At 70.7% G+C, this 14,081-nt stretch carries 8 protein-coding genes; 6 read left to right on the top strand and 2 right to left on the bottom strand.

Features of this window, described 5'->3' with window-relative positions:
- The first annotated feature begins 11 nt into the window (after nucleotides 1–11).
- On the top strand, nucleotides 12–1,082 hold the full coding sequence (gene ada, locus WMF43_RS01725) for a bifunctional DNA-binding transcriptional regulator/O6-methylguanine-DNA methyltransferase Ada (RefSeq protein ID WP_437676982.1): 1,071 nt from the start codon (nucleotides 12–14) through the stop codon (nucleotides 1,080–1,082).
- On the opposite strand, the gene WMF43_RS01730 is transcribed toward ada, so the two are convergent.
- On the bottom strand, nucleotides 1,079–6,463 hold the full coding sequence (locus tag WMF43_RS01730) for a trifunctional serine/threonine-protein kinase/ATP-binding protein/sensor histidine kinase (RefSeq protein WP_437676984.1): 5,385 nt from the start codon (nucleotides 6,461–6,463) through the stop codon (nucleotides 1,079–1,081). The two genes, ada and WMF43_RS01730, sit on opposite strands and share 4 nt — an antisense overlap.
- A 584-nt stretch (nucleotides 6,464–7,047) precedes the next feature.
- Between WMF43_RS01730 and WMF43_RS01735 the strand changes: the two genes are divergently transcribed.
- The 5 genes from WMF43_RS01735 (at nucleotide 7,048) to WMF43_RS01755 (ending at nucleotide 12,789) form a co-directional block, all read left to right on the top strand.
- Entirely contained in the window at nucleotides 7,048–8,460 is a 1,413-nt protein-coding gene (locus WMF43_RS01735; protein WP_437676986.1) for an RICIN domain-containing protein, read from the top strand.
- Between the two features lie 284 nt (nucleotides 8,461–8,744).
- The gene (locus WMF43_RS01740; protein WP_437676988.1) at nucleotides 8,745–9,128 is read left to right on the top strand and encodes a VOC family protein; all 384 of its coding nucleotides are present in this window, start codon (nucleotides 8,745–8,747) and stop codon (nucleotides 9,126–9,128) included.
- A gap of 151 nt (nucleotides 9,129–9,279) precedes the next feature.
- Nucleotides 9,280–10,293 (top strand): ABC transporter substrate-binding protein, encoded by a 1,014-nt coding sequence (locus WMF43_RS01745; RefSeq protein WP_437676992.1) that lies wholly within the window; start codon nucleotides 9,280–9,282, stop codon nucleotides 10,291–10,293.
- Nucleotides 10,294–10,300: 7 nt separating this feature from the next.
- Nucleotides 10,301–11,812 (top strand): sugar ABC transporter ATP-binding protein, encoded by a 1,512-nt coding sequence (locus WMF43_RS01750; protein ID WP_437676994.1) that lies wholly within the window; start codon nucleotides 10,301–10,303, stop codon nucleotides 11,810–11,812.
- A complete protein-coding gene (locus tag WMF43_RS01755; protein ID WP_437676995.1) occupies nucleotides 11,809–12,789 on the top strand; it encodes an ABC transporter permease in 981 nt (326 codons plus the stop codon). The genes WMF43_RS01750 and WMF43_RS01755 overlap by 4 nt, the downstream gene beginning before the upstream one ends.
- A gap of 90 nt (nucleotides 12,790–12,879) precedes the next feature.
- Here WMF43_RS01755 and WMF43_RS01760 read toward each other — a convergent pair whose 3' ends face one another.
- Nucleotides 12,880–13,767, bottom strand: coding sequence for a putative glycoside hydrolase (locus WMF43_RS01760; RefSeq protein ID WP_437676997.1), 888 nt, complete (start codon nucleotides 13,765–13,767; stop codon nucleotides 12,880–12,882).
- Between the last annotated feature and the right edge of the window lie 314 nt (nucleotides 13,768–14,081).

Here is a 14,081-nt window from a genome sequence, read left to right on the forward strand (position 1 = left end):
AGGAGACCGCCATGGTTGCGAAGCCCGAAACACCTGCTGCGGCCACCCGCGACCCGCGCTGGGCCGCGGTGATCTCCCGTGACGCGGGCGCCGACGGCAAGTTCTTCTATTCCGTCAAGACGACCGGCGTGTACTGTCGCCCTTCCTGCGCTGCGCGGACCCCGAGGCCCGAGAACGTCGCGTTCCACCCCACCGCCGCCGCCGCGGAGCGGGCCGGCTTCCGGCCCTGCAAGCGCTGCAGGCCGGGCCAGCCCTCGCTCGCGGAGCAGCACGCCGGCCTGGTGGCCGAGCTCTGTCGGTTCATCGAGGACGCCGAGCAGCCCCCCAGCCTCGAGGCGCTGGCGAGCCGCGCTGAGCTGAGCGTCCATCACCTGCATCGCGTGTTCAAGGCCGTCACGGGGTTGACGCCCCGAGCGTACGCGAGGGCGCGCCGGGCGGAGCGCGTCCGGGCCGAGCTCGGCCGGCGCGGGACGGTCACTGAAGCGATCTATGGAGCCGGGTACAGCTCCAATGGCCGCTTCTACGAGGAATCGACGCAGCTCCTGGGCATGACGCCCACGGACTACCGCGCCGGGGGCGCCAACATGGAGATTCGTTTCGCCGTCGGGGAGTGCTCCCTCGGCTCGATCCTGGTCGCCGCGAGCGCGCGCGGCGTGTGCGCCATCCTCATGGGGGATGACCCCGACGGGCTGGCTCGTGACTTACAGGACCGCTTCCCGCGGGCCAATCTGATCGGCGGCGACGCGGAGTTCGAGCGGCTCGTCGCGAAGGTCATCGGCTTCGTGGAGGCGCCCCGGGTGGGCCTCGACCTGCCGCTCGACGTGCGTGGGACGGCGTTCCAAGAGCGCGTCTGGCGCGCGCTGCAAGCGATCCCGCCGGGCGCGACCGCGAGCTACGCCGACATCGCCGAGCGCATCGGCGCCCCGAAGTCCATCAGGGCCGTGGCCCGGGCGTGCGCCGAGAACGCCCTCGCCGTGGCGATCCCCTGCCATCGGGTCGTGCGGAGCGACGGGGGCGTGTCGGGCTATCGCTGGGGCGTCGTGCGCAAGCGGGCGCTGCTCGACCGGGAGGCGAGCGGCTAACACCTCGCACCTGGCGGACGCGAGAGCGGCAAGGTCACGGTGAACTGGCTGCCCTTGCCCCACTCGCTCTGCACCTCGATGGTGCCCCCGGCGACGTCGATGATCCGCTTGACGACGGCGAGGCCCAGGCCAGCGCCGGTCTCGGGCTTCGTGGAGTAGAACGAGTCGAAGATCTTCCCCATGTTCTCCGGCCGGATGCCCGAGCCGTTGTCCGCCACCTGGATGACACACGCCTCGCCCTCGACCCTCGCCCTGATCCCGATCGCGCCCGCGCCGCCCCGCGGGTACCTGTCGACCACGGCGTCGCGCGCGTTGTTGAGGAGGTTCTGGACCACAGAGTAACATTGCGTCGGGTCCGCGACGAGGTGGATGGATCCCGCGACCTCGGCGCGGATCGCGATGCTCGACCCGGGGATCGTCTGCCGGAGCTCGGCGAGCGCGCCGTCGATCAGCTCGTTCACGTTGATCCGCTCCGCCGGGCGCTCGCCCTCCCCGATCCTGGAGAAGTCCATGATCTTCCCGGTGATCGCGAGCGCCCGCGCCGTCGCTTTGGACACGAGCCTGAGCGCGGCGTCGAGCTCCTCCTGGTTCTCGAAGATGTGCTGGAGCCGCGCCGTGATCCGATCCAGCTCCTCGTCGGCGAAGCGCAGGCTGAGCTCCTCGTGCAGCATGCCGAGCTCCATCCCCGAATCGAAGGTGAGGCTCGTGCGCGAGCTCGTCTCGTCCTCTCCGAGGACCCTCGCGAGCACCAGCTTCGCCTCCGAGAGCGCGTTCCGGATCTCGTGCGCGAAGCCGCCCGCCATCCGCTTCTCGGTCGCCTCGCGCTCCAGGCGGATCAGCTTCGCCTGCGCCTCCTGCAGCTCGGCCGTGCGTTCTCTCACCTTGTCCTCGAGCGTGCCGTAGAGGCGGCTGTTCTCGATCGAGATGGCGGCCTGCGCGGACAGCATTTGCAGGATCTCGAGGCGCGCCGGCGTGAACGCGTCCTCCAGCAAGGTGTTCTCCAGGTAAAGGACCCCGACCAGCTTCCCTTGCTGGAGGATCGGCGCGCACAGGACGGACTTCGGCCTGCTCCGCGCGACGTAAGGGTCGGACGAGAACGTGCTCTCGTGCGCTGCGTTCCCGAGGACGAGCTGCACCTCCGTCTTCTGCACGTACCGCACGACGGCCTGCGACAGGTCCTCCACCTGGTCGAGCGGCACCGATTGCAGCACGCTCCGGAGCGGCCCGTCCGCGTCCGCCGCCGCCTCGACGTACAGGTCCTCGTCGCGCGCGAGCAGCAGGTATCCCTTGTTGGCTCCGGCGTTCTCCATCGCGGTCCGAAGGAGCCTCTCGAGCAGCTTGCCGAGCTCGATCTCCCCGGAGATCGCCTGGGACGCCTTCACGATGGTCGCGAGGTCCAGGTCCTCGCGGAGCCCCGTGATCATCGTCGTCCGCGCGGGGCGCCTCGTCTCCTGCGGCTCCGCGCGCCGCGGCGCGAGCTCCGCGTATTTCTCGTTGAGCTGCGCGACCTTCGCCTCCGCGCCCCAGCGCGTGTACCCGTACACGGCGTCGTCCATGTACATGCGCGCGATCTTGGTCCTGCCCTTCGCCAGGTGGAACCGCGCGGCGAGCTCGTTCGCCAGCGCCTCGTGGTGCAGGTACTCGCTGTCCTGGGCTGCCTTGATCGCCTGCTCGTAGAGATCCGTCGCCGCCGCGTCGTCGCCCGAGACGCGCGCGCGCTCGGCGGCGATCAAGAGGCGCTTGTGGAGGAAGTTCTCCGGGCAGCTGCCCGCCCACGCCGCGACGTCGGCCGCGTGGCGCTCGATCTCCCTGTCGTAGCGCGCCCGGTCGGCGGCCGTCGCCGTCGGGTAGAGCGCCAGCATGATCAGGCTCGCGTAGAACGGGACCTCGGTCGTCATCCACATGCACGCGAGGTACGGGCGCAGCGGCTCCGCCAGGGCGATGAGCGCGAGCGCGCGCGCGTGGTCCTCGTAGAGGTACGCGAGCTGGGCTCTCTGGATATGATAGAACACCGCCATGAACTCGTGGTTCGGCGCGCCCACCGTCGCGCTGAACTCGGCCTCGTCGAAGACGCCGTCGCTCAAGGTGTGGTGACCCTGCGTGCAGCCCCGCAGGTTCGCGATCACCTGCTTCGACGAGGTCACGATGAGGTTGGACATCACGTCCTTCGTGCGCTGCAAGAACGGGATCGACCGCTCGATCTCCTCGGAGATCGCGGCGAGCTCGACGCCGTGGCTCAGCCGGTTCGTGACCCCGTGGAAGAGCGAGTAGCTGGCGAACTGGAAGTCCCCCACCTCGAGCCCGTCCCGGTGCGCCTGCGAAAGGTAGGAGAACGACGTCCGGAGCGGCTCCCGGTAGGGAGAGATGAACACCGCGAAGCTCGACTTCACCTTGGACGACACCACGGCGCAGCTCAACCGCTCGTCGAGCTCCATGGCGAGCCTGCCGAACTCGTACCCTTCGTCGTACCGGCCGAGCTCCATCAGGACGATCGCGTAGATCAGGTATCCCCAGGCGGAGACCTCCGAGTGGCCGTATTTCAGGGAGATGTTGGCGTGCTTGACGCACACGAGGGCGTGGAGGGAGGGGCTCGCGCCGAGCATGGCCGCGCTCACGTTGGTCAGGATCGTCAGCGCGGCCCGGTACTCCGGGTGGGTGAGCGCCGGGGCGTCGAACAGGTCGGTGATCCGGCGGCCCGCGAGGTTGTACGGCACCTCGGCGAGCTCCGCCGCGAGGGCCGCCTGGATCCGGTCCTCGCCGTCGGGCAGCTCGACCCCGAGCAGCGCGAGGGCCGTGCGCGCGCAGCGCACGGCCTCGTCGAACTTCGCGACGGTGTTGAAGAGCAGGAGGCGCCGCCCGTAGACGTCGGCGCGATCGAGGTTCGTCCGGGCGCGGGTCAGGGTGAAGTTGAACAGCGACTCGGCCTGCGCGAATCGGCCGCTCAGGAACTCGCATCCGGCGCGCTCGATGTGGAGCGCGTACGTGAGCTCGTAGGCCTGCTCCCACCCCTGCTCGTCGAGCAGCGACATCCCGGCGCCGAGGTAGCTGGCGGCGACGTCGTAGGCCGCCGACGCCTTCGCCTTCGTGCCGGCGGCGAGGTTCAGGCGCGCGAGGCTCGTCCGCTCGCTCGCCGACGTGATCCGCGCGGCGCCGAGGTTCAGGTGGTTCACGGTGTCGAACAGGTTCTCTTCGCGCTCGCCGAGCCCCCGCTGCGAGAGGAGCAGTCGCCCGATCCTGAGGTGCAGGTCCTGCTTGTGATCCTCCTCGACGAGCAGGTAGGCCGCCTGCTGGACGCGATCGTGCAGGAACCTGTACGAGACGTTCAGGCCCTCGGGGGGCGGCTCGCCCCCTCCGCTCTGGTCGGGTGTGGCGTGGACGGCGTGGACGAACCGGTACGTGGTGTCGAGGGGCAGGACGATGCCCTCGCGGAGCGCCTCCCAGAGGTCGGCGGCCGTATCGGCGAGCGGCCTCTCGTAGATCATCGCGAGCGTCTCCAGATCGAACTTATGGCCGATACACGCGGCGAGCGTGAGGATCCGCTGCGTGCTCGGCGTGAGCCGCCGGAGCTTCCTCGCCATGAAGTCGACCACGTTGTCCGTGATCCCCGCCCTCCGGATGCGCTCGAGATCCCACCAGTACGACCCGGAGGACGGGTCGAAGGTGAGCAGGTGGTCCTTGTACAACGCGACGAGGAACTGATTGATGAAGAAGGGGTTCCCCTGGGTCTTGTCGAGGACGAGCTTCGCCAGCGAGGCCGACCGCTGCTGGTCGCAGCCGAGCGCGTCGGCGACGAGCTGGCTCGCGTCCGACAGGCGCAGCGGGGCGAGGGGGAGCTCGACCATGCTCGTCCCCGCGCTCCGGAGCTCTGCGAGGGCCGCCCTGAGCGGGTGGCCCGCGTCGACCTCGTTGTCGCGGTAAGCGCCGATCACGAGCAGGTGGCCGCGCTCCGGGTCCGACAGGAGCAGGGTGAGGAGCCTGAGCGAGGCGAGGTCCGCCCACTGCAGATCGTCGAGGAAGAGGACGAGCGGGTGGTCGGGCGTGGCGAAGACGCCGAGGAAGCTCTGGAAGACGAGGTTGAGCCGGTTCTGTGACTCGGTCGCTCCGAGCTCGGGCACCGGCGGCTGGGGGCCGATGATGAGCTCCAGCTCCGGCATCAGGTCGACGAGGACCTGCCCGCTCTGGCCGAGGGCGGTCGCGAGCTTGCGCCGGAGGCGGGTGAGCGGCTCGGAGTGCTCCGTGAGCAGGTGCCGGATGAGGTCGCGGAACGCCTGCGCCAGCGAGGCGTACGGGACGCTCCGGTTGAACTGGTCGAACTTGCCCGCGATGAAGCGGGCGCGCGGGTCGGCGATCACCTTGTGGAGCTCGCTCACCACCGCCGATTTGCCGATGCCGGCGTGACCGGAGATCAGCGCGAGCTCGGCGGCGCCGCGGCTCGCGCGGTCCCAGGCGGCGAGCAGCGCCGCGATCTCCGCGTCGCGGCCGTAGAGCTTCTGCGGGATGAGCAGCCCGTGGCCGCGGTCGTAGCGGCCGAGCGGGAAGGGGGTGATCTGGCCGGTCGCCTCGAGCTGCTCCAGGCACTCGCGCAGATCGGCCCTGAGCCCGTGCGCGCTCTGGTACCTGTCCTCCGCCGCCTTGGAGAGGAGCTTCATCACGATGTCCGAGACCACCTCGGGGACCTCGGGGCGCCGCTCGTGCGGCGGCGTCGGCTCCCTCGCGATGTGGCTGTGCAAGAGCTCCAGCGGATCGGTCGCCCGGAAGGGCAACACGCCCGTCAGCATCTCGTAGAGGGTGACCCCGAGGGAGTAGAGGTCCGTGCGGTGATCGAGGGCCCGGTTCATCCGCCCGGTCTGCTCCGGTGACATGTAGGGCAGGGTCCCTTCCAGCGAGTCAGGGCTCCTGGCCTGCTGGATCTCCTGGGAGAGGCGCGTGGCGATGCCGAAGTCGATCAGCTTGACCTGGAGCGTCTCCGGGTGGACGAGGATGTTGTGCGGCTTGATGTCCTTGTGAATGATGTGGCGCCGGTGGATCGCGTCCATGGCGTCCGCGATGGAGTCGGCGATCCGGAGCGAGGTCTTCAGGCTGAGCGCCTGCGTCTGGAGGATGTCGCTCAGCGGGTGTGCGTCGATGTTCTCCGTGACGAGCGCGAGGCCCGCGCCCACCCTCTCCAGCCCGTACGCCCTCACCACGCCCGAGACATCGAGGTCCTTGGTGATCGCATATTCGTGGCGGAGCTTGGCGATCTGCCGGGAGGTCGGGTACTCGCTCCTGAACAGCTTGATCGCGACGGACGCCCGGTCGACGTTCCGGTACCCACGATAGATGACCGTCTCGGCGCCGCTGTGGATCTCGCCCGTGGTGGTGTAGTGGGGAAGGCTGTTCATCGTCCTCTCCTACACACGATCATCACGACGGGTGTTTCCGTGGAGACCACTCGAAGGCGCATCCGTGCCCATCATTCTTGAGTAACACCCTCGTGCCACGCCGGTAAACGGATTTTCACAAGGTTGTAAGGTGGCTCACGTCGAGTTCTTGCGGGCTGGCGCGAGCCGAGGAACGCCGTGCAAGATCGTGCAGATTGGCGCGCTGGCGTCGGCGCGCCGGCCGGCGCCAGGCATGAGCCCGGCAGGCGAGGCGCGGTCCGGCGGGTCGCGGATCGAGCGGAGTCCCACATCCACGGTGGATAGGGGCGCATGAGGGGGCGCCGCGCCGCCGGCGCGGCGTGCGGCGGCGCTCCGCGGGATCACCCCTCCCTGGGGAAGGACGATCCCGCGGATCGCCCCCTCCCCGTCGGAGGGCGATCCCGCGGATCACCCCCGCGTCGCCTGGATCCCCGCGGGAGCGCGGCAGAGGCTCCGCGGCGCGGCCGTGCGCTCCCGTGCTGCCCGCGTGGAACGCCGCGTGCAATCGCGCCTCGACGAACGGGGGCGCCGAGGTTCATGGCGCACCGCAATGACGAGGAGGGCGCATGGCTCGCAAGCTTGCAGTGGGTGGTCTGTCGCTGGCGCTGGGGTGGACCCTGCTCCTGGGGGGGTGTCTGGTCGCCGATGGCGAGGCGCTGAAGGCCGAGGACAACGTCGACGACTCGGATGCGGTCGTCGTCTCCAGCGTCACCGAGGGGGATTATGTCATCCGCTCGGTCGCCACCGGCAAGTGCCTCGACGTGCCACAGGCCAGCACCGCCGACGGGACGCGGATGCAGCAGTGGACCTGCAACGGGACCAACGCGCAGAGGTTCCACATCTCCCCGACCAGCGACGGCTACTGGAAGATCGTCAACGTGAACAGCAACAAGGCGCTCGACGTGCGCGACGTGAGCGCCGCGCCGAACGCGGTCATCCATCAATGGACGTACGGCGGCGGCGCCAACCAGCAGTGGAGGTTCGTCCCCCGCGGGGGCAACGAGTTCAGCATCCACGCGCGCCACACCGATCAGGTCGTCGACCTCTCGTGGGGCAACGCCGCCGACGGGACGGACATCCTCCAGTACCCTTATGGCGGCACCACCAACCAGCGCTGGACCCTCGACAGGGTGAGCGGCGGCTCGCCGTCCGGCGGCGCCCGCACGCTCAGGATCGTCAACAACTGCGCGGCGCCGATCTGGGTCGCCCACTCCACCAACGTGCAGGGGCCGCAGAACGTCAAGCTCACCCGGGGCGCCGCGTACACCTACGACGTGCCCGACGGCGGCCTCAGCGCGACGCGCTTCTGGCCGAAGACCGGCTGTGACGAGGGCGGCTACAACTGCACCACGGGCGACAGCGTCGCCCCCTGTCCGGCCGGCGGCTGCCAGCCGCCCATCGAGTCGAAGTTCGAGGCGACCTTCGCGCCCAGGGGGAGCGCGGACCAGACCTGGTACAACCTCAGCCAGGTGGACGGCTACACGTTGCCCTTCAAGGTCGTCCCCAGGGGCGCCGGCGCCGAGCAGGGCAGCTGCATCACCTCGGACTGCTCCGGGCTGTCGCTGGCGCAGTGCCCCGGCGACGAGGATCTCGGCAACGGCCAGTTCCCCGCGTACGCGCACCAGGATCTCCGGGTGCGCGACAGGAGCGGCGCCGTGGTCGGCTGCATGGCGCCTTGCAAGAAATGGAATTACCCGGCGCCGTGGGGCCTGGGCCAGCCGGAGAGCGCCGACCCCGGGCTCCACCTCTGCTGCCCGACGCCCATCGATCCGGCCACGGGCCAGTGCACCGCCGCCAATGCGTGCATGACCTCGGACGCGTGCCGGAACACGGCGGACCCGCGGAGCGTGGAGCACACGGACTACGTGCTCCGGATGCACCGGATGTGCCCCACCGCGTACAGCTATGCTTACGACGACGCCGCCGGGCTCCACGCCTGCTCGTCGGAGACGAGCTTCGAGGTCACCTTCTGCCCGTGATCCCTCCTGGCCACGGCCGACAGCGAATGAGAACAGACCACGCCGGATGACCTCCGGTCATCGTGCCCCGCGCCGGCGCGCCGTTGCTCGTGTGCGCCGGCCGTGGCACCCTCGCCCTGATCCCGGTCGTGCGCACGCGACGAACCTCGTGAAGCGGCTCGCTCGGCGGCGCTCGATCGGCCGGAGGTGACCACGATGAACAACATCAGACCGACGAACGAGACCCTGGGGTCGCGGAAGCGGCCGGGAGGTCTGCTCAGGGCCAGCGAAGGAGGCGAGCGAGCATGACCGTCCAGCTCAACCACACCATCGTCGCGGCGCGGAACAAGAAGGAGTCCGCCGCCTTCATGACCGAGATCCTGGGCCTGCCCGCCCCGGAGCCGTTCGGGCACTTCCTGACAGTGCAGCTCGACAACGGGGTCACGCTCGACTTCATGGACAGCCCTGACGAGATCCACCCCCAGCACTACGCCTTCCTGGTCAGCGAGGCCGAGTTCGACGAGATCTTCGGTCGGATCCGCGAGCGCAAGCTCCCGTACTGGGCCGATCCCATGGCGCAGCGACCCGGCGAGATCAACCACCATGACGGCGGGCGCGGCGTGTACTTCCCCGACCCCTCCGGGCATTACCTCGAGATCATCACCCGTCCTTACGGCAGCGGCGGCTGATCCCCGGCGCGCGCGCGAGCTCATGCGGGCTGAGCCCGCGCGTTCCGTATAGCTCGGCGTCTTTGTCACTCCTTAGCTGCTTTATCGACGCCGCCTGAGCGCTCGCCAGCGCGGGCGCGGCCGCGCTCCGTCAGCTAACATCAGCGGCCCAATGAACCTTCATGTCCTCTCGTGCGCTCTCGTGGCCGCCGTCCTCGCTGCGTGCTCGAAGACATCGTCGGATCCGACGACGACGGACGCAGGCGCGCAGCGCGGCGCGCGGCTCCGCATCGCCGTCGTGCCGAAGGGGACGACCCACGAGTTCTGGAAGAGCGTGCACGCGGGTGCGGTGAAGGCCTCGCGCGAGGTTGATGTCGACATCGTCTGGAAGGGGCCGCTCAGGGAGGACGATCTCAAGTCGCAGGTCGATGTCGTCTCGAGCTTCGTCGCGCAGGGCGTGTCCGGCGTCGTGCTCGCGCCGCTCAACGCCGCGGCGCTGAAGGCGCCGGTGCACGCGGCGACGCTGGCGAAGATCCCGGTCGTCGTGTTCGACTCCGACCTCGCGAGCGACGAGCACGTGAGCTTCGTCGCGACCGACAACCTGGCGGCCGGCAGGCTCGCGGGAGAGCACCTCGTCAAGGCGATCGGCGGGCAGGGCAGCGTCGTCGTGCTCCGTTACCAGGAGGGCTCTGCGAGCACGCAGGATCGCGAGCGGGGCTTCCTCGACGTGGTGCGCGCGGCGCCCGGAATCACGGTCGCGAGCGAGAACCAGCACGGCGGCGCCACCACGGAGACGGCGTTCGAGAAGAGCGAGAGCCTGCTCCTCGCCCACAAGGCGGCGGAGGGGACGATCGCCGGGGTGTTCACGCCGAACGAGTCGACGACCTTCGGCATGCTGCAGGCGCTCCGCAAGACGAACGTCGCGAGGAAGGTGAAATTCGTCGGCTTCGACGCGTCGGAGAAGCTGCTCGGCGCGCTGCGCGAGGGCGACATCGAGGCGCTCGTCGTGCAGAACCCGTTCGACATGGGGTATGTCGCGGTCAAGACGATGGCGGCGCACCTCCGCGGCGAGAAGGTGGAGAGGCGCATCGACACGGGCGCGCGCGTCGTCACGAAGGAGGACCTCGACGACCCGGCGGTGCAGGAGATCGTGAGGCCCGACCTCGGAAGGTGGCTCGGGGAGTGAGCGGCGCATGGCCCCGGCGCGCGCCCCCCTCCTCGAGGTGAAGGGCCTCGCGAAGGCCTTCGGCGGGAACGCCGTGCTGCGGGGCGTCTCGCTGCGGGTCCACGCCGCGAGCATCCACGCGCTCCTCGGCGAGAACGGCGCGGGCAAGAGCACGCTGACGCGCGTCCTGCTCGGCATGGAGCGGCCGGACGCGGGCTCGATCCTGCTCGCGGGGGCGCCGTATGCGCCGGCGGGGACCGAGGGCGCGCGGCGCGCGGGCGTCGTCCTCGTCCCGCAGGAGCGGACGCTCTGCGCCCACCTCTCGGTGGCCGACAACGTGGTGCTCGGGATCGAGCCGGCCGCGCGCGCGCGGCTCGGGATCCGGGACCGCGGGCGCGCGCGCGCCGTGGCGCGGGCTGCGATCGCGCTCGTGGCGGCCGATCCGGCCCGCGTGCCGCTCGACGCGCCGGCCGGGGAGCTCGGCGTCGCCGACCAGCAGCTCGTCGAGATCGCGCGGGCGCTCGCGCAGGGCGGCCTGCGCGAGGATGGGCGGCTCTCGGCGCGGCTGCTCGTCCTCGACGAGCCGACCTCGAGCCTGGGCCACGAGGACGCCGCGCGCCTGTTCGACCGCCTCCGCGCCCTGCGAGACGCCGGCCTCGCGGTGCTGCTCGTCACGCACTTCCTGTCGGACGTGCGCGCCCACGCCGACCGCTACACGGCGCTCCGCGACGGCCGCGTCGCAGGGGAAGGCGACCCGCGCGAGACGGCGCCCGCGCAGATCGTCCGCGAGATGCTGGGGCGCGCGCTGGAGGCGCTCGAGGTCGCTCACGAGCGCGCGGCGCCCGAGGCGGCGCCTCCGGGCCGCGGCGAGGTGGCGCTCGAGGCCAAGGACGTGGCGGGCGTGAGGCGGCCGGAGCGCGCCTCGCTGACGCTGCGCCGGGGAGAGATCCTCGGCATCGCCGGCCTCGTGGGGTCGGGGCGGACGGAGCTGCTCCGCATCCTGGCGGGGCTCGACCCGAGGCGCGGCGGCACGGTCACGCTGCGCGCCGCCCGCGGCGTCGGCCTGCTCAGCGAGGATCGCGGCGGGGAGGGGCTGATGCTCGGCCGCTCGATCGCCGAGAACGTCTGGCTCTCGCCGCGGGCGCCGCGCTTCGCCGCGCCGAGGTCGCTGCTCGCGGAGGCGGCGCGCTGGATCGAGGCGCTAGCGATCCGCGCGCGCGGGCCGGATCAGCGCGCCGGCGAGCTCTCGGGCGGAAACCAGCAGAAGGTCCAGATCGCGCGCCTGCTCCGCGAGGACTTCGACGTGCTGCTCGTCGACGAGCCGACGCGCGGCATCGACGTCGCGAGCAAGGCGCAGGTGCTCTCGCTGCTCCGCGCGCTCGCGGGCGCCGGCAAGGCGATCGTGCTCGTCTCGAGCCAGCTCGACGAGCTCGTGACCACGTGTGATCACATCGCGGTCCTCCGCCGGGGGAAGCTCGAGCCGCCGCGGCCCGCGTCGTCGTGGACCGAAGCGGCGCTCCTCCTGGAGGCCTCGTCGTGAAGAAGCGTCCGCCGTGGGTCGGCCCGCTCGTGGCCCTCGTGCTCGTCTATGTGCTCTTCGCGGCGCTCACGCCCGACACGTTCCTGCGCAGCCAGAACCTGCTCACGATGGCGCGGCAGACGGTGGTGGTCGGCATCTGCGCCGTCGGCATGACGCTCGTCATCGCGACCGGCGGGATCGACCTCTCCACGGGCTCGCTCGTCGCGTTCACGACGGTCGTCGTCGCGCAGCTCCTGCGCGCGGGGGTGCCCGCGCTCCCGGCGGCGCTCGTCGCCACGGCGGCGGCCGGCCTCGCGGGCGTGCTCTCCGGGACGCTCGTGGGAAGGGCGCGCATGACGCCCTTCGTCGTGACGCTGGGCACGATGAGCGCGCTCCGCGGCGCGGCGAAGGGGCTCGCGTCCGAGCAGAAGATCGACGCCGATCCGCGCGGGCTCGACGCGTTGCTCTCGGCCGACCTCACCGCGCCCGGGCTGTGGGTGACGGCGGCGCTCGCGCTCTTGGTCTTCGCCGTCCTCACCTACACGCGCTTCGGGCGCCACGTGTTCGCGGTCGGCAGCAACGAGGCCGCAGCGAGGCTGTGCGGCATCGACACGGGCCGCGTGAAGATCGCGGTGTACACCCTGTCGAGCCTGCTCGCCGGCGTCGCGGGCGTGATGGAGTTCTCGACGCTCACGGTGGGTGATCCGACGGACTCGGTGGGCCTCGAGCTCGAGGTGATCGCGGCGGTCGTGATCGGCGGGGCGCCGCTCTCGGGCGGCGAGGGGAGCGTCGCGGGGAGCATGGTCGGAGCGTTGCTCATCACGGTGATCCGGACCGGCGGAGTCCACCTCGGGCTGCCGAGCTGGGTGCAGGAGATCGCGACGGGCGCGATCATCGTGGCCGCCGTCGCGGTCGATCGGCTGCGGCGCGCGCGGTACAAAACTACCGTGGGACGCGATCGCGCGGAGCCCTCCGCGCGGGCGTCGGCCACCCCGTGACGCGACGCGCGCGGGAGCGGGCCTCCGGGCGACCCGCGCGCCGCGCGCCGCGGCCTCGGTGGCGACCCCGACCCGGGTCGGGCCGCTCCGTCACGCCGTGTCCCGGGGATCGGGGACGAACGCGCGCTCCTCGTAGTCGCTGCGCGGGTTCCACGCGGCATACCCGGCGCACCCGGCGTCGTCGGCCGCGCGGATCTGCTCCCGGATGTGCCACGGCGTGTACCTGTAACGCCGCATGGGGCGCGAGCTGTCCAGATCGAACGCCTGGATCCAGCTGCGCAGCAGCGCGATCCGCCCCGGCAGCGCTGCCACCCTGCGCCACCCTGCCGCGAGCGACGCATAGAGGGTCTCGTAGGGGTGATGGGCGGGGTTCGCGAGCCCGAAGCTGCCGGGGTCCCAGTGGGACGGGTACGGCATGGGCATCACGTAGTCGAAGAGCTCCACGGCGTCCTCGAGCCGCTGACCGATACGTTCCTGCTGCCCGAGCAGCGTGATCCCGAAGACGTCCGCCGAGATCGGGCGGGACGCCGCGTCGCCGACCTCCGCGCGCAGGAACTCGAAGAAGGCGCGGAGGGTCGGCGCCCTCTCGCGGATCGGCGTCCGCGACCGCGGCTCGCCCGCGACGCCGTAGCGCACGTAATCGTAGTTTATCTCGTCGAACCCGGCGTCGAACGCCCGGAGCGAGATCTCCGCGATCTCCTGCCATCGCGCCTGCGAGCCGGGATCGTACCAGCCCCGCGGGCCGCCCTTGAACGCGACGAGGCGGGCGATGAGGTAAATGCCGGCTTGGCGCAGGGGTTCAAGCTGGTCCCGGGTCGCCTCGTCCGTGTCGAGGAGGAGCGCTCCTCCCTCCGATCGGATGTCGATGACCAGGGAGTTCAGCTCCGTCCGCTGGACCAGGGATGAGAGCCGATTCATCCGGTTCGTGCTCCTCGCCGCCGCGAAGTTCACGTAAATCGCCTTGGTGATCGTGGGCATGCTGTTCCCCCAGGCGAGGGTGGAGCACGCCGCCGGCCACCGGCGCGCCGAGCGCGCGGCGACATTACGTGTCCTCCGCGGTTGCCCGCCTGGCGTCGTGACGCCCATTCCGGGCGCCTGGATTACGGAGCAGCTCGAGGCCCTGCGGGTGGCGCTGGAGAGGAGTCCATCGGGACTACCGCGGCGGGTCTAGAACACCGATCGTGTTGATCGAGCGAGAAGACGAAGCGCCAAGGACGCCAAGGACGCCAAGGACGCCAAGAACGCCAAGAAAAAGATTTGTCTTGGCGTCCTTGGCGCCTTGGCGCCTTGGC

The organism is Sorangium sp. So ce131 (assembly GCF_051519095.1).
Classification (GTDB): domain Bacteria; phylum Myxococcota_A; class Polyangia; order Polyangiales; family Polyangiaceae; genus Sorangium.